Consider the following 15,554-nt stretch of genomic DNA (forward strand, 5'->3'; position numbering starts at 1 on the left):
GCGTTTTTGTTTTGCTAAATTTTTTAGCGTACGTTTAATGTAACTTCAATATTTCCTCGTGTTGCTTTCGAGTAAGGACATACACCGTGAGCCGCTTCCACAAGTTCTTGTGCTTCGCTATGTGAAACGCCAGCCACATGTACATCAAGTACAGCAGATAGGCCGAAACCACCATCTGTATCTTTTCCGATAGAAACGTGAGCAGTTACTTCTGTACTTTCTACTTTCACACGTTTTGTACGAATGACAAGTTGTAATGCACTATCGAAACAAGCTGCATAACCAGCTGCAAATAGTTGTTCTGGATTTGTTGCTTCTCCGCCTGCACCACCTAGTGCTTTCGGCATTTTTACATCAAGATTTAATATGCCATCATCTGAAACTACTTTCCCATTTCTTCCACCTGTTGCTGTTACTGAAGCAGTATATAATTTATCCATATTTATTCCCCTTTTCCATCATTAATTGTTTTCATTGTGTCAATCAGTTTATTTAGTTGAATTAATAAAGAGCGATATTCTTGCTCTGTAATTCCTAAGTTTGTAGCCATCGTTGTCGGTAATGAACAAGCCTTTTCCTTTAAATCTTTGCCCTGTTCTGTTAATTCAATACAAACTTTTCGCTCGTCTTCTTTGGAACGAACACGTTTTACAAGTTTTAATGATTCCATGCGTTTTAACATAGGTGTTAACGTACCAGAATCTAAAAATAGACGTTCTCCAATTTCTTTTACTGTTAGTCCATCTTGCTCCCATAGTACGAGTAAAGTAATGTACTGGGGATACGTAATACCCATTTCTTCTAAATAAGGTCGATAAAAACGAGTAACCTCTCTAGAGCAGGCGTAAATAGAAAAACAAAGTTGGTTATCTAGATGCAAAGAGTCTTCTGTCATAAATAACTCCCTTCTAATTAAGTTGTGCACAATTTAATTTTGTAAAACCAATATAACGAAAAAGAAATACAATGTCAAATACATTGTATTGAGAAAGTCTTTGTTACATTTTGGAACAATCATACATATTTTCCTTCATGATGAAAGAAGATAGGGAAGATGATGTTATAATTTATATGGAATAGTTTCCATCACTTGATTATGAGGGCTTTTTTTGGTAACGTACAAATAGAGTTATTAATTTATAATCATTATAAAGTAGAAATTTTTTTATTAGTGTTACTGAATCTCCTTTATTACATACGGAGAATAATTAAAAAATAATCGGTTGTTCACACGATTGTCAGATTCATAAGAGGAAAGTTGTATTATGATAGTAGATAAAGTGATAAAACGGGTGAAGGGGGACATGCTGCGTGCATATTCTTGTTGTTAGTGTAAATTATCGAACAGCCCCTGTAGAATTTCGTGAGAAACTCACATTTCAGGCAGCAGAACTAGAGCGAGCGATGACTACATTACAAAATCAAAAGAGCGTGTTAGAGAATGTCATTGTGTCAACTTGTAATCGCACTGAGATTTATGCTGTTGTCGATCAATTACACACGGGACGGTATTATATTAAGAAGTTTTTAGCTGATTGGTTTCAGCTTGAAATAGAAGAAGTCGCGCCATATTTAACTATTTTTGAACAAGATGGCGCAATAGATCATTTATTCCGCGTAACGTGCGGTTTAGATTCAATGGTAGTCGGAGAAACGCAGATTTTAGGTCAAATAAAAGATAGCTTTTTAGAAGCGCAACAAGTTAAAGCAACAGGCACAATTTTTAATGAATTGTTTAAGCAAGTCATTACATTAGCAAAACGTGCCCACTCAGAAACAACAATCGGGGAAAGTGCAATGTCTGTTAGTTATGCTGCTGTTGAGCTTGGAAAGAAAATATTTGGCGAGTTAACAGATTGTCATGTGCTTATTCTTGGTGCTGGTAAAATGGGCGAACTTGCACTACAAAACTTATATGGAAGTGGTGCTCGTAAAGTAACAGTTATGAATAGGACGCTTTCGAAAGCAGAAGTAATGGCTGAGAAATATATGGGACATGCAAAATCGTTAAGCGAATTACAATGTGCATTATTAGAAGCAGATATTTTAATTAGTTCAACTGGTGCATCTGAGTATGTCATTACGAAAGAGATGATGACAAAGGTGGAGAAAATGCGCTCTGGTCGTCCATTATTTATGGTTGACATTGCAGTGCCGCGTGATATTGATCCAGCGATTGATGAGCTAGAAGGTTCTTTCTTGTATGATATTGATGATTTACAAGGAGTAGTGGAGGCAAACCGTGCTGAGCGTTTGAAAGAGGCAGAGAAAATTCAATTTATGATTGAAGAGGAAATTGTTCTGTTTAAAACGTGGTTAAGTACACTTGGTGTTGTTCCATTAATATCAGCTCTTCGTGATAAGGCACTTGCAATCCAAAGTGAAACGATGGTAAGCCTAGAGCGAAAAATACCAAACCTTAGTGATCGTGAGAAAAAAGTTATTAGTAAGCATACGAAAAGTATTATTAATCAATTATTAAAAGACCCAATTTTAGTAGCGAAAGAAATAGCTGCTGAAGAGGGAGCGAGCGAAAAATTAGCGTTATTTGCAAAGATTTTTGATTTAGAAACGGAAGAAGTAGAGAGTCGTGCGGAAGAAGTAGAACATAAAAGAGTGTGGACACCATCCGTTCCATCTTTATAATTTGGAAGGATGATCGGATGAGTTTTTTAAATAACAGTATTATTTATCATATTGCAATTATTTTATATGCTTGTAGCATTAGTTTATATTTTATAGATTATTTCCAAAGTAACCGAAAGGCGAACCGATTTGCTTTTTGGTTACTTGCGATTGTATGGGTCCTGCAGTCTATTTTTATGTTGCTTAGAGCTACAGATTCAGAAACGAATCCTATTTTAACTTTATTATCAGGGATTTATTTTTATGTTTGGTTATTGATTACGATGTCGTTAGTTATTAATCGATTTATGAGAATTGACTTTTTAGTCTTTTTTACAAATGTTGTAGCATTTGGCGTAAGCGCTTTTTCTATTTTTACACCGCTCGGAAAGATGTCGCCAGTACTTGCGGAACAATTAGTTTCAGAACTTGTATACGTGCATGTCGGTATGGCAATTATTTCTTACGCAACGTTTACTGTATCGTTCATTTTTTCTATTATGTATTTATTGCAATATCGCCTATTAAAAAAGAAAAAATGGAATGCGAGATTAAGAAGGTTAGGGAATTTACCGAAGCTAGAATCTATGTCTTACGGATTAAATTTATTTTCTGTTCCATTTTTCTTACTAGCAATTTTATTAGGATGTATATGGGGATATACAAAATTGGATAATTTCCATTGGTATGATACGAAAGTAATCGGATCTTTTGTCGTTCTATTTGTGTATTGCACAGGTTTATATTTACGAGCGGCAGATGTGTTGCAAGGTAAGAAAATTGTACAGTGGAATATCGGATCGTTTCTCGTAATGCTAGTAAACATTTTTCTATTAAGCAGTTTGTCCAATTTCCACTTTTGGTATTTATAATGAGGAGAGAGAATTATGCGCAAAATTATTGTAGGATCACGAAAGAGTAAACTAGCATTAACGCAAACAAACTGGTTTATTGATCAGTTAAAAGCCTTAGGTCTACCATATGAATTTGAAGTGAAAGAAATTGTCACAAAAGGTGATGTTATTTTAGATGTTACTCTTTCAAAAGTAGGCGGAAAAGGCTTGTTTGTGAAAGAGATTGAACATGCGCTACTTACGAAAGAAATTGATATGGCTGTACATAGTATGAAAGATATGCCGGCCGTACTTCCAGAAGGATTAATGATCGGTTGTACACCAAAGCGTGTTGACCCTCGTGATGCTTTTATCTCAAAAAGCGGAGCGTCGTTTAAAGAGTTAGCAGAAGGCGCTATTTTAGGTACGAGTAGTTTAAGACGTAGTGCACAGCTACTCGCTGCGAGACCAGACTTACAAGTGAAGTGGATTCGCGGAAATATCGATACACGTTTACGTAAATTAAAAGAAGAAGAATATGATGCAATTATTTTAGCGACAGCAGGATTACAAAGAATGGGCTGGGATAATGAAGTTATTACAGAACATTTAGATGAGACGTTATGTGTACCTGCTGTAGGACAAGGTGCATTAGCGATTGAGTGTCGTGAGGATGATAAGGATTTATTGCAGTTGTTAGCGCATATTAATGATACGATAACAGAAAGAACAGTGGCAGCGGAGCGAGTATTTCTTCATAAACTTGAAGGTGGATGCCAAGTTCCAATTGCTGGATATGCAACCCTTACAGAAAACGATGCAATCGAATTAACAGCTCTTGTCGGCTCTATGGATGGCTCTGTTTTATTAAAAGAGACAGTAGTGGGTACTAATCCTGAGGAAGTAGGGTTAGAGGCCGCGGACCGTTTAATTAAACAAGGCGCCAAAGAACTCATTCTTGCTGCAAATAAGGAGCAACAATAAATATGAACGCTCTCGCTGGAAAAACGGTATTGATTACACGTGCCCAGCATCAAGCGAAACAAATGAGTGTAGCAGTGAAAGAAAAGAGCGGAATTCCATTGGAAATTCCGCTTTTGCGTATGGAAGGTATGTCTCATAGGCAAATTCAACATATTGAAGAGCAGCTACATTCATACGACTGGGTTATTTTTACGAGCAGAAATGGTGTAGCTTTTTTTCTAGATAGTTTAAAAAAGAAACTACCGCTAACCATTAGAATCGCTGCGGTAGGTGTGAAAACAAAATTAGAGTTAGAAAAAAGGGGCTATCAAGTTCATTTTGTTCCGACTTCATTTGTTGCAGAAGCATTTGCAGAAGAGTTTCTAAAAGAATTAAGTGGAAACGAACGTATTTTATTTCCGAAAGGGAATTTAGCAAGAGAGGTAATTCCGGTTGCACTTCGGGAAATTGGTGTTTCTCTAGATGAGCTAATCGTATACGGTACGAAAGTGAATATAGAAAAAAAGCAAGAGCTTATAGCAGTATTGAAGTTAGGGAAAGTAGACATTATTACATTTACGAGCCCTTCAACTGTTACTAGTTTTGTTCGTTTACTTGAGGGTACAAACTGGAGAGAATGGACAAAAAAATGTACAATTGCTTGTATAGGACCTATTACGGAAAAAGAGGCAAGTCTTTATTTTCCGTCTGTTATTGTGCCGAAAGAGTACACTGTAGAAGCATTACTACAATATGTTTGTGAATCTATAAAATGAAAGAATGGGGATAGAAATCTATGAACTCTTTACAATTTAATCGTCATCGTCGTTTAAGACAAAGCGGGGGCATGCGTGCACTTGTGCGTGAAACGTTTTTACATACGGAAGATTTTATTTACCCTATTTTTGTATTAGAAGGTGAAAATGTTCGTAATGAAGTTCCTTCTATGCCGGGCGTATATCAAATGTCTTTAGATTTATTGCAAGCTGAAATGCAAGAAGTTGTTGATTTAGGTATTCGTTCTGTTATTGTATTTGGTTTACCTGCTGAAAAGGATGAAGTTGGATCATCAGCATATTGTGATCATGGAATTGTACAACGTGCTATTCAGCAAATTAAAGGTGATTTCCCTGAGCTAGTAGTAGTTGCAGACACGTGTTTATGTCAATTTACAAGCCATGGTCATTGCGGTGTAATTGAAGATGGGATTATTTTAAATGACGAGTCTCTTGCAGTTCTTGCGAAAACAGCTGTAAGTCAAGCGAAAGCAGGAGCGGATATTATTGCGCCATCAAACATGATGGACGGCTTCGTAACAGCAATTCGTCATGCGTTAGACGAAAATGGTTTTGGACACGTGCCAGTTATGTCGTACGCTGTGAAATATTCATCAGCATTTTATGGACCATTCCGTGATGCTGCGCACGGTGCACCGCAATTTGGTGACCGTAAAACATATCAAATGGATCCGGCAAACCGTATGGAAGCATTCCGTGAAGCAGAATCAGATGTAATGGAAGGTGCAGATTTCTTAATCGTAAAACCAGCTCTTTCTTACTTAGATATCGTTCGTGATGTGAAAAATAACTTTAATTTACCAGTTGTCGCTTATAATGTAAGTGGTGAATATTCGATGATTAAAGCGGCAGCGCAAAATGGTTGGATTAATGAAAAAGAAGTTGTTCTTGAAAAATTAATTAGTATGAAACGTGCAGGGGCAGATTTAATTATTACGTATCATGCAAAAGATGCAGCAAGATGGTTACAAGAAGGAGGCGCTAAATAATGAAAAAGTTTGATAAGTCAATTGCAGCGTTTGAAGAGGCGCAAGACTTAATGCCTGGTGGCGTAAATAGCCCGGTTCGTGCCTTTAAGTCTGTTGGGATGAATCCGTTGTTTATGGAGCGTGGAAAAGGCTCTAAAGTATATGATATCGATGGGAATGAATACATCGACTACGTATTATCATGGGGGCCTTTAATTCATGGTCATGCAAATGATCGTGTTGTAGAAGCGTTAAAATCTGTTGCTGAAAGAGGTACAAGCTTCGGTGCACCAACAGAAATTGAAAATAAATTAGCAAAACTTGTTATTGAGCGCGTGCCATCAATTGAGATTGTGCGTATGGTTAACTCTGGAACGGAAGCAACAATGAGTGCACTACGTTTAGCTCGTGGTTATACAGGTCGTAATAAAATCTTGAAATTTATTGGTTGTTACCACGGTCATGGTGATTCGTTATTAATTAAAGCTGGTTCTGGTGTGGCGACTTTAGGTTTACCAGATAGTCCTGGTGTACCAGAAGGTGTAGCGAAAAATACGATTACAGTAGCTTATAACGATTTAGAAAGCGTAAAATACGCGTTTGAACAATTCGGTGATGATATTGCTTGTGTAATTGTAGAACCAGTAGCAGGAAATATGGGGGTTGTTCCTCCGCAGCCTGGATTTTTAGAAGGTCTTCGTGAAGTAACAGAACAAAACGGTGCATTGCTTATTTTTGATGAAGTAATGACAGGGTTCCGAGTAGCTTATAATTGTGGCCAAGGTTATTATGGCGTAACGCCTGATTTAACATGCCTAGGTAAAGTAATCGGTGGTGGTTTACCGGTAGGAGCATACGGTGGTAAAGCGGAAATTATGCGCCAAGTTGCGCCAAGCGGACCGATTTACCAAGCTGGTACTTTATCAGGTAATCCACTTGCAATGGCGGCAGGTTATGAAACGTTAGTACAGTTGACGCCAGAATCATATGTAGAATTTGAGCGTAAAGCTGAAATGTTAGAAGCTGGATTACGTAAAGCAGCTGAAAAACATGGCATTCCGCATCATATTAACCGTGCAGGCTCTATGATTGGTATTTTCTTTACAGATGAACCCGTTATTAATTACGATGCAGCAAAATCTTCAAACTTAGAATTCTTTGCGGCTTACTATCGTGAAATGGTAGAACAAGGTGTATTCTTACCACCATCTCAATTCGAAGGTTTATTCTTATCGACAGCACATAGTGATGCAGATATTGAAGCAACGATTGCAGCAGCTGAAATTGCAATGTCAAAATTAAAAGCGTAGTGTATTAGAGAAAATCGCTCTCCATAAGGGGAGCGATTTTTTTTTATTCATAAAGTAAGCTTCCCACACATAAATCTGTAATGACATATAGTTTGGGAGGGGGAAAAGAAGTGGCTGCAGATCATTCATTACGATTTTCATTAAAAGAATCTGTGTGGTTCCAAAAAGGACAGGAAGTCGAAGAACTTTTGTCAATTTCGTTAGATCCAGACGTTGAGATAGAAGAGCTTGATCATGAAGTAATCGTGAGAGGACAATTAGATTTAACGGGAGAGTATGTTGCACGAAAAGATGATTCCGCGTATTCATTAAGAGAACTATCGCCAGCAAAGTCAATTGATTATGTAGAAACAAGAGAAGATGGGGTTAATGAACTTGTTCATTCCTTTCCACTTGAAATATCAATTCCGAGAAATCGAGTGAAAGTAATTGAAGAGCTATATGTATCAATCGAGGAATTTGATTATGAATTAAAGGAAAATGGTTGCTTACAATTATTAGCGGATATATCTATTACCGGTTTGTGTGATGAAGAGAGAAGCGAGGATGAAGTTGAAGAGGAAGAAACGGTGTATGTTGAGTTAGAAGAAGATTCAGCGCAAGAGGATGAAAATAGACCGGCGCCGCATGTAGAAGAACCAGCATATAAGGAATCAGATGAGTGGGAAGATTACGCATTTGAACCGTTCCAATTAGAGGAAAGAAAAGAGCAGGAATTAGAAGAAGAGAAAATAGAAGAACATGAATTTGTGGAACGTGAAGAGGAGCAAGAAACAACGCCGCAATTTGAACTGTTCGGACGAAAAGATTTCAAGAAAGAAAAAGCGAAAAAGCAGGAAGAACAAGAAGAAGAGTACTCACAGCGAGATGAAAATGCGCTTTATTTAACAAAACTATTTACGAAAGAACCGGAAGAAGAATTTACAAAGTTAAGAATGTATTTCGTGCAAGAAGGGGATACAATTGAATCTATTGCAGACCGTTATGAAACGTCTGTACAAAATTTATACCGTGTCAATCAAACAGAAGATATATTTTTAAATACGGGGCAAATTATTTATATTCCCGTTTCAAGGGTAAAGGCGAAATAAGGAAGTGAGTGTTTTCACTCACTTCCTTTCTTAGAGGCTATGTTTTGAATAGAAAGGGTTATTCGTATGGATATTGAGTTGCGAAATCACTATGAACCTATCGTGAGGCAATATAGATTGGATACGCAGCATATGGAAGAGTACGGAAATGTAATGAAAATTTATACGAATCAAGGTCCATATGCACTCAAGAAAATAGAAGGCAGAAAGTTAGAGCGGAATAACTTTCTGCATCATATTCAATATTTGAAGGAGAAAGGTTTTTCAAATTATGTACCTATATATCATGCGACGGATGGAAGTTATATTTTAAGTGACGGGACGTATAATTATTATTTAATGCCTTGGTTAGAACGTGCAGAAGGAAACGGTGAGGACAATGATCAATACCATAAAATGTTTCAGACACTTGGAACGTTGCATCAAAAAACTGTGAAGGAAGAAACGTATACGGAAGAAGATTTAGAAAAACATTATACAAGTATATCCGATCGTTGGGAAAATGATGGTGAGATGTTAGAAGAGTTTCTCGTAGAATCTGAATCAAAATGGTATATGTCCCCGTTTGAATTGCAATATTGTACGTACTATCATCATGTAATGAGAGCGCGTGAATTTGCAACGAAGCAATTAAATGAGTGGAACGATGCGATGAAAGAAAAGGAGAAAACGCGTATTACTTTTGTGCATGGTAATGTGTCACTGAATCATTTTTTATTTGACTATGAACGGAATGGCTATTTTATTAGTTTAGAAAAATCGAAGTTTGCAACGCCTGTGCAAGATATAGTAGGTTTTTATTCACGGTCTTTAAACACATATCCAATCGCAAGAAGTGATCGGTTTGAATGGTTTCAAATGTATCAAAAAAATTTCCCTTTTACGAAAGAAGAGCAACTACTTATGTTTGCGTATATGACGTATCCATCGCAATTTATTCGGCAAATCCAGTCTTATAAGAAAAGAAGAGATAATCGTAACGAGGAAAATGAACTGCGCGGAGTAAAGAGTTTGCAACAATCGCATTGGCTCGTTAGCAATATAGAATATTTCCTGTCACAATTACAAGCTGCCCAGCAAGGGAACGGATAAAGTAAACATTCCCCGCTGATGATTAGCCTTCACTAATTGGGCGTTTACGGGCACCAGGGCTCCCATCTAACTTCTTTGCTTCAGCTGAGTTTTGAGGTGGAGGTCTTACTGCCCACAAATAGCGGGGTAAAGAAGATAAGTAGAGGATTCTACTTATCTTCTTTTTGGCACCAAAAGCTGTAGTTTTAAATTTATCTTGACGAATAAGGTTTCGTTTTTTACACTATTGTATATAATAATTAACAATCATATAAATGCCTTGAAGGGGAAGAGTATAACATGAAACGTCTTCAGAGAGGAGAATCATTAGCTGGGAGATTCTCTAGATAGTTATGTTAGAAGGTAGCCCTGGAGCATCTTTTCTGAACGGAATAGTTCTTATTAGGAAAAGACGGATTTGTCCGTTATCAAATTAAGAGTATAAGCAAATTATGAATTTGTTTGTAAATAAAGGTGGTACCGCGATGTCCCTCGTCCTTTTTGGATGAGGGACATTTTTTATTTTAAGGAGGGAAAATAATGTCAAACACGGAAAAGAATTTACCAACTAAATATGATCATATGTCCGTTGAAGAAGGCCTTTATCAATGGTGGCTTGAAGGCAAATATTTTGAAGCAACAGGAGACGAGAAGAAACAACCGTATACAATTGTAATTCCACCTCCGAACGTAACTGGTAAGTTACACTTAGGTCATGCTTGGGATACAACTCTTCAAGATATTTTAACTCGTACGAAGCGTATGCAAGGATACGATGTACTATGGCTTCCAGGAATGGACCATGCTGGTATCGCAACACAAGCGAAAGTAGAAGGAAAACTTCGTGAAGAAGGTATTTCACGTTACGATCTTGGCCGTGAAAAATTCCTTGAAAAAGCTTGGGAGTGGAAAGAAGAGTACGCTTCTCACATTCGTCAACAATGGGGGAAAGTTGGTTTAGGACTAGACTATTCTCGTGAACGCTTCACATTAGACAAAGGTTTATCAGATGCGGTTAATAAAGTATTCGTTCAATTATACGAAAAAGGCTTAATTTACCGTGGTGAATATATCATCAACTGGGATCCAGCAACACGTACAGCTCTTTCTGATATTGAAGTAATTCATAAAGAAGTTCAAGGTGCATTCTACCATATGAACTATCCGTTAACAGATGGTTCTGGTCACATTCGTCTTGCTACTACTCGTCCAGAAACGATGCTTGGTGATACAGCAGTAGCAGTTCATCCAGAAGACGATCGTTACAAACATTTAATCGGAAAAACAGTTACACTTCCAATCGTAGGCCGTGAGATTCCGATTATTGCTGATGAGTACGTAGAAAAAGATTTCGGAACGGGCGTTGTAAAAATTACACCAGCTCATGACCCGAATGACTTTGAAGTAGGTAACCGTCATGACTTACCACGCATCTTAGTAATGAACGAAGATGGATCGATGAACGAAAAAGCTGGTAAGTATAACGGTATGGATCGTTTCGAATGCCGTAAAGAATTAGTAAAAGACTTACAAGAAGCTGGCGTATTAGTAGAAATCGAGCCACATATGCATTCAGTAGGTCATAGTGAGCGTAGCGGTGCGGTTGTTGAGCCTTATTTATCAACACAGTGGTTCGTAAAAATGGCTCCACTTGCTGAAAAAGCAGTAGCGCTTCAACAAAAAGAAGAAGAAAAAGTAACGTTCGTACCAGAGCGTTTTGAAAACACATATTTACGTTGGATGGAAAATATTCATGACTGGTGTATTTCTCGTCAATTATGGTGGGGACACCGTATTCCAGCTTGGTACCATAAAGAAACTGGTGAAGTATACGTAGGTACAGAAGCACCAGCAGATATTGAAAACTGGAATCAAGATAACGATGTACTTGATACATGGTTCAGTTCAGCATTATGGCCATTCTCCACACTTGGTTGGCCAAATGAAGATTCAGCAGACTTCAAACGTTACTATTCAACAGATGCACTAGTAACGGGTTATGATATTATCTTCTTCTGGGTATCTCGTATGATTTTCCAAGGTTTAGAGTTTACAGGCGAGCGTCCATTTAAAGATGTATTAATTCACGGTTTAGTTCGTGACGAGCAAGGTCGTAAAATGAGTAAATCTCTTGGTAACGGTATTGATCCAATGGATGTTATCGAGAAGTACGGTGCAGATGCAATGCGTTTCTTCTTATCAACAGGAAGTGCACCAGGTCAAGATTTACGTTTCAGCATGGAAAAAGTAGAATCTACTTGGAACTTCATTAATAAAATTTGGAACGCATCACGTTTCGTATTAATGAACATGGATGATATGAAGTATGAAGAAATCGATTTAACTGGCGAAAAATCAGTTGCGGATAAGTGGATCTTAACTCGCTTAAACGAAACAATCGAAAGCGTAACACGTAACATGGATAAATATGAGTTCGGTGAAGCTGGTCGTTCATTATACAACTTCATTTGGGACGATTTCTGTGATTGGTATATTGAAATGGCGAAACTTCCACTATACGGTGAAGATGAAGCAGCTAAGAAAACAACTCGTTCTATTTTAGCTTACGTATTAGATCAAACAATGCGTCTATTACACCCATTCATGCCATTCGTAACAGAGAAAATTTGGCAACATTTACCGCATGAAGGCGAGTCTATTACAGTAGCTGCGTGGCCAACAGTTCGCGAAGATTTACAAGATACGGAGGCTGCGGCAGAAATGCACCTTCTAGTTGATATCATTCGCTCTGTTCGTAACATCCGTGCAGAAGTAAATACGCCAATGAGCAAAAAAGTTCAAATGCAAATTAAAGCAAAAGATGAGGCTGTACTTGCTCAACTTACGAAAAACAGCTCTTACATTGAGCGTTTCTGTAACCCAAGCGAATTAACAATTCAAACAGACTTACAAGCGCCAGAAAAGGCAATGACTGCAATCGTATCAGGTGCAGAGTTATTCTTACCGTTAGCTGATCTTATCAATCTTGATGAAGAGAGAGCTCGTCTTGAGAAAGAACTTGAGAAGTTCGATAAAGAAGTAGAACGTGTACAGAAGAAACTTTCTAACCAAGGTTTCGTAGCGAAAGCTCCTGCAGCGGTTATTGAAGGAGAGCGTGCGAAAGAGCAAGATTACCTAGAAAAACGCGAAGCAGTTCGTCAACGTCTAGCAGATCTTGAAAAGTAAAAATGTTTTTAGAGACTCACTATATTGGTGAGTCTCTTTTCTTTGCGTATAATAGAACTATGAAAGTTGTCTTTTGAAAGGGGAAAAGCATACGTGATACATACATACGAAGAAGCGATAGGGTGGATCCATAGCCGATTGAAATTTGGAATTAAGCCAGGATTAGAAAGAATGAGATGGATGTTAGAAGAACTTGGAAATCCAGAGCGTCATATCAAATGTGTTCATCTTGCTGGTACAAATGGAAAAGGTTCAACGTTAACATATATGCGTTACATGTTAGAAGGCGCGAAATATAAGGTAGGAACGTTTACCTCTCCTTACATCGAATCATTTAATGAACGCATTAGTGTGAATGGAACACCAATTGCAGACGAAGAGATTACTGAACTTGTAAAGCTGGTAAAACCAGTCGTGGAAAAACTAGATGAAACGGATTTAGGGGAAGCGACAGAGTTTGAAATTATTACTGTTATGGCGATTTGCTATTTCGGAAAATTCAATTTCTGTGATGTTGTTTTATTTGAAACAGGGCTTGGTGGACGTTTTGATTCTACCAATGTTATACACCCTGTTCTCACGATTATTACGAATATCGGTCACGATCATATGCATATTTTAGGAAATACACTAGGAGAAATTGCATATGAAAAGGCGGGGATTATTAAGTCTGGCGTGCCGGTAATTACTGGTGTACAAGATGAAGAAGCTTTGCAAGTCATTCAAAATGTTGCAAAGGAAAATCATGCAAACTTATACGAGATGGGCAACCATTTTACAGCATTACATAAACAGTCTAGTGAAGATGGAGAACAGTTCGATTTCACTTGTCCTTTCGCCTCTTTTGAAGATGTGCGAATCACAATGAAAGGCAGCCACCAAGTAGGAAACGCAGCACTTGCGCTTATGGCAGTCATGTATGTAAAAACATACTTATCATTTTTAATTGAGGAAGAAGAAATAAGAACTGGATTACAGGAAGCGTATTGGGTGGGGCGCTTTGAAAAACTGCAAAGTAATCCAGATATTATTATAGATGGTGCTCATAATCCAGAAGGTATCGAAAGCCTTGTGAAAACAGTAGAAGCGCATTACAAAGATAAAAATGTAATAGTGTTATTTACTGCCCTTGGTGATAAACAATTACATAACATGGTAGGCCAATTAGAAACCATTGCAGATGAAATTATTTTTACAACATTCGCCTTTGATCGTGCTATTTCTGCTGATAAGCTTGCATCATATTCACAGAAAGAATCAAAATTAGTTTTTGAAAATTGGAAAGAGGCAATTGATACAAAAGTTGAAATGATAGCAGAAAATGATGTTTTTATCATAACAGGTTCTCTTTATTTCATTTCTGAAGTACGAAAATATATTTGCGAGAAAAACTAGATAGTCTTTGCTATCTAGTTTTTTTGTTCTACAAATGAAGTCAAATGCATACATATAAGATAAATATATAGGGTTATTTGGCGAATTCCTCTGACAAATATCTCGTTTTTTTATGAAATGAATATGATATGATGCGGACAACGATAAGAGGTGAGGTGTGAGTGTATGGACAAGCAATCACGAACGATCTCAGTGAAAGTGAATGGAACAGAAGCGAAGTATGAGGAAAAAAAGAAAGATGAATTTGAATGGATGGTAGTAGAAAGTGAACGACCGAAAAATGTTGTTCCGTTTCAAAAAGCGAAATCAATGTCTGTGGAAAAATACCGAAAGAAGTGGAGTAATACATTAATTGTAATCGTTGCAACTGCAATCATTATCGGTACGGCGTTTGGAATGGGGATGCTTCATTTACTTACTGGACAAGGAACGACAGGAGGAAGTGAAGTGACAGCTTCAAGGCCGACTGGAAATGGAGAATCAAAGGTGGGTGGAACGGCAGAACAAACACCAGCACCGAAAGAAGAAAAACAAAAAGCACAAGCAGGAACGTCATTGGATCCAATGAAATTATTTTTTGTTCAAGGGGGGCTTTATTCTTCTGAAGAAAAGGGACAGGCAGCTCTTGAAGAATGGAAAGGCAATGGGGGCATTGGTGCTTTGAGACCGAGCGGTGATAAGTATGCAATAGTTGTTGGTATTGCTAGCGATGAACAGTCTATAGATCAATTAATGACTAAGTATAAAAATGATGGTGTCTCCGTTTTAAAAAAGAACTGGGATATAACAGATAAAGCATTGCTGAAAGATGATAAAGAAGTAGGAACATTTTTAACAAAAGTGCAGCCATTATACACTCATTTAGCAAAATATGCTTCTAGCGTACAAGTTGGTGGAAAAAGTAGCGCAAAAGATATAGAAGTAATTGAAAAAGAATGGAAAAAGGTTGAAAAAGAAGGGAAAAGTATGAAACAAGAAGAAGCAAAGAAACTGTATATGTATACGTCGGTAGCTGTACAAACAGTAAAAGATGGGAAGATGGATAAGGAATCTTTGGCGAAATTAAATCAAGTTATTATTGATGGTTTACTCTCGTATGAAAAAATTGTTTCGTAGAAAGTGAAATGATAGGATAATAAAATGAGTAAGAAAGAAGTACATGTACTTCTTTCTTTTCTTTTGAATTTAGAGCAAAGTGCTTTCTCTATGACAGGAATATAATCGTATGCAATAAAGAAGTGTTATTTTAGTTAGAGAAATTAATATTTCTTTCATTTGTGGACAAACTATTCCTTTGATACGATTAATATAAATT

The 15,554-nt window shown here is 37.3% G+C and carries 13 protein-coding genes and 1 other annotated feature; of the genes, 11 read left to right on the forward strand and 2 right to left on the reverse strand.

Annotated features, from left to right (window positions below):
* Positions 1 to 23: 23 nt before the first annotated feature.
* Both MR107_RS06435 and MR107_RS06440 read right to left on the reverse strand, forming a co-directional pair.
* Positions 24 to 440, reverse strand: coding sequence for an organic hydroperoxide resistance protein (locus MR107_RS06435; protein WP_000359781.1), 417 nt, complete (start codon positions 438 to 440; stop codon positions 24 to 26).
* A gap of 2 nt (positions 441 to 442) precedes the next feature.
* Positions 443 to 895, reverse strand: a complete 453-nt coding sequence (locus MR107_RS06440; protein ID WP_000133916.1) for a MarR family winged helix-turn-helix transcriptional regulator — start codon at positions 893 to 895, stop codon at positions 443 to 445.
* Between the two features lie 416 nt (positions 896 to 1,311).
* Here MR107_RS06440 and hemA point away from each other — a divergent pair, with 416 nt between their 5' ends.
* The 11 genes from hemA (at position 1,312) to MR107_RS06495 (ending at position 15,355) form a co-directional block, all read left to right on the forward strand.
* The gene (gene hemA, locus MR107_RS06445; protein WP_000547868.1) at positions 1,312 to 2,646 is read left to right on the forward strand and encodes a glutamyl-tRNA reductase; all 1,335 of its coding nucleotides are present in this window, start codon (positions 1,312 to 1,314) and stop codon (positions 2,644 to 2,646) included.
* A 17-nt stretch (positions 2,647 to 2,663) separates the two neighbouring features.
* A complete protein-coding gene (locus MR107_RS06450; protein WP_000008991.1) occupies positions 2,664 to 3,497 on the forward strand; it encodes a cytochrome c biogenesis protein in 834 nt (277 codons plus the stop codon).
* A gap of 15 nt (positions 3,498 to 3,512) precedes the next feature.
* The gene (gene hemC / locus MR107_RS06455; RefSeq protein ID WP_001226424.1) at positions 3,513 to 4,442 is read left to right on the forward strand and encodes a hydroxymethylbilane synthase; all 930 of its coding nucleotides are present in this window, start codon (positions 3,513 to 3,515) and stop codon (positions 4,440 to 4,442) included.
* Positions 4,443 to 4,444: 2 nt separating this feature from the next.
* On the forward strand, positions 4,445 to 5,197 hold the full coding sequence (gene hemD / locus MR107_RS06460) for a uroporphyrinogen-III synthase (RefSeq protein WP_242292192.1): 753 nt from the start codon (positions 4,445 to 4,447) through the stop codon (positions 5,195 to 5,197).
* A 20-nt stretch (positions 5,198 to 5,217) separates the two neighbouring features.
* Positions 5,218 to 6,207: a porphobilinogen synthase gene (hemB, locus tag MR107_RS06465; RefSeq protein WP_001087065.1), complete on the forward strand. Its 990-nt coding sequence runs from the start codon at positions 5,218 to 5,220 to the stop codon at positions 6,205 to 6,207.
* Positions 6,207 to 7,496 (forward strand): glutamate-1-semialdehyde 2,1-aminomutase, encoded by a 1,290-nt coding sequence (hemL, locus tag MR107_RS06470; protein WP_000712943.1) that lies wholly within the window; start codon positions 6,207 to 6,209, stop codon positions 7,494 to 7,496. The genes hemB and hemL overlap by 1 nt, the downstream gene beginning before the upstream one ends.
* Before the next feature lie 80 nt (positions 7,497 to 7,576).
* Complete coding sequence (gene spoVID, locus MR107_RS06475; RefSeq protein WP_242292193.1) at positions 7,577 to 8,587, forward strand: stage VI sporulation protein D; 1,011 nt, start codon at positions 7,577 to 7,579, stop codon at positions 8,585 to 8,587.
* A 66-nt stretch (positions 8,588 to 8,653) separates the two neighbouring features.
* Positions 8,654 to 9,679 (forward strand): spore coat protein YsxE, encoded by a 1,026-nt coding sequence (gene ysxE / locus MR107_RS06480; protein WP_242292194.1) that lies wholly within the window; start codon positions 8,654 to 8,656, stop codon positions 9,677 to 9,679.
* Between the two features lie 250 nt (positions 9,680 to 9,929).
* Positions 9,930 to 10,161, forward strand: a binding site (T-box leader).
* 37 nt (positions 10,162 to 10,198) lie between these two features.
* Positions 10,199 to 12,844, forward strand: a complete 2,646-nt coding sequence (locus tag MR107_RS06485) for a valine--tRNA ligase (RefSeq protein ID WP_000072244.1) — start codon at positions 10,199 to 10,201, stop codon at positions 12,842 to 12,844.
* Between the two features lie 93 nt (positions 12,845 to 12,937).
* The gene (locus tag MR107_RS06490) at positions 12,938 to 14,239 is read left to right on the forward strand and encodes a bifunctional folylpolyglutamate synthase/dihydrofolate synthase (protein ID WP_000582064.1); all 1,302 of its coding nucleotides are present in this window, start codon (positions 12,938 to 12,940) and stop codon (positions 14,237 to 14,239) included.
* Between the two features lie 165 nt (positions 14,240 to 14,404).
* Positions 14,405 to 15,355, forward strand: coding sequence for a stage II sporulation protein B (locus MR107_RS06495; protein ID WP_078186328.1), 951 nt, complete (start codon positions 14,405 to 14,407; stop codon positions 15,353 to 15,355).
* Positions 15,356 to 15,554: the final 199 nt, after the last annotated feature.

Source organism: Bacillus cereus group sp. BfR-BA-01441, from assembly GCF_022663075.1.
GTDB lineage: Bacteria > Bacillota > Bacilli > Bacillales > Bacillaceae_G > Bacillus_A > Bacillus_A cereus.

Bases quoted from the DNA above. Each gene is read 5' to 3' on its own strand.
- MR107_RS06435 (WP_000359781.1), bottom strand. From the start codon at position 440: ATGGATAAATTATATACTGCTTCAGTAACAGCAACAGGTGGAAGAAAT.
- MR107_RS06440 (WP_000133916.1), bottom strand. From the start codon at position 895: ATGACAGAAGACTCTTTGCATCTAGATAACCAACTTTGTTTTTCTATT.
- MR107_RS06450 (WP_000008991.1), top strand. From the start codon at position 2,664: ATGAGTTTTTTAAATAACAGTATTATTTATCATATTGCAATTATTTTA.
- hemC (WP_001226424.1), top strand. From the start codon at position 3,513: ATGCGCAAAATTATTGTAGGATCACGAAAGAGTAAACTAGCATTAACG.
- hemD (WP_242292192.1), top strand. From the start codon at position 4,445: ATGAACGCTCTCGCTGGAAAAACGGTATTGATTACACGTGCCCAGCAT.
- hemB (WP_001087065.1), top strand. From the start codon at position 5,218: ATGAACTCTTTACAATTTAATCGTCATCGTCGTTTAAGACAAAGCGGG.
- hemL (WP_000712943.1), top strand. From the start codon at position 6,207: ATGAAAAAGTTTGATAAGTCAATTGCAGCGTTTGAAGAGGCGCAAGAC.
- spoVID (WP_242292193.1), top strand. From the start codon at position 7,577: ATGACATATAGTTTGGGAGGGGGAAAAGAAGTGGCTGCAGATCATTCA.
- ysxE (WP_242292194.1), top strand. From the start codon at position 8,654: ATGGATATTGAGTTGCGAAATCACTATGAACCTATCGTGAGGCAATAT.
- MR107_RS06485 (WP_000072244.1), top strand. From the start codon at position 10,199: ATGTCAAACACGGAAAAGAATTTACCAACTAAATATGATCATATGTCC.
- MR107_RS06495 (WP_078186328.1), top strand. From the start codon at position 14,405: ATGGACAAGCAATCACGAACGATCTCAGTGAAAGTGAATGGAACAGAA.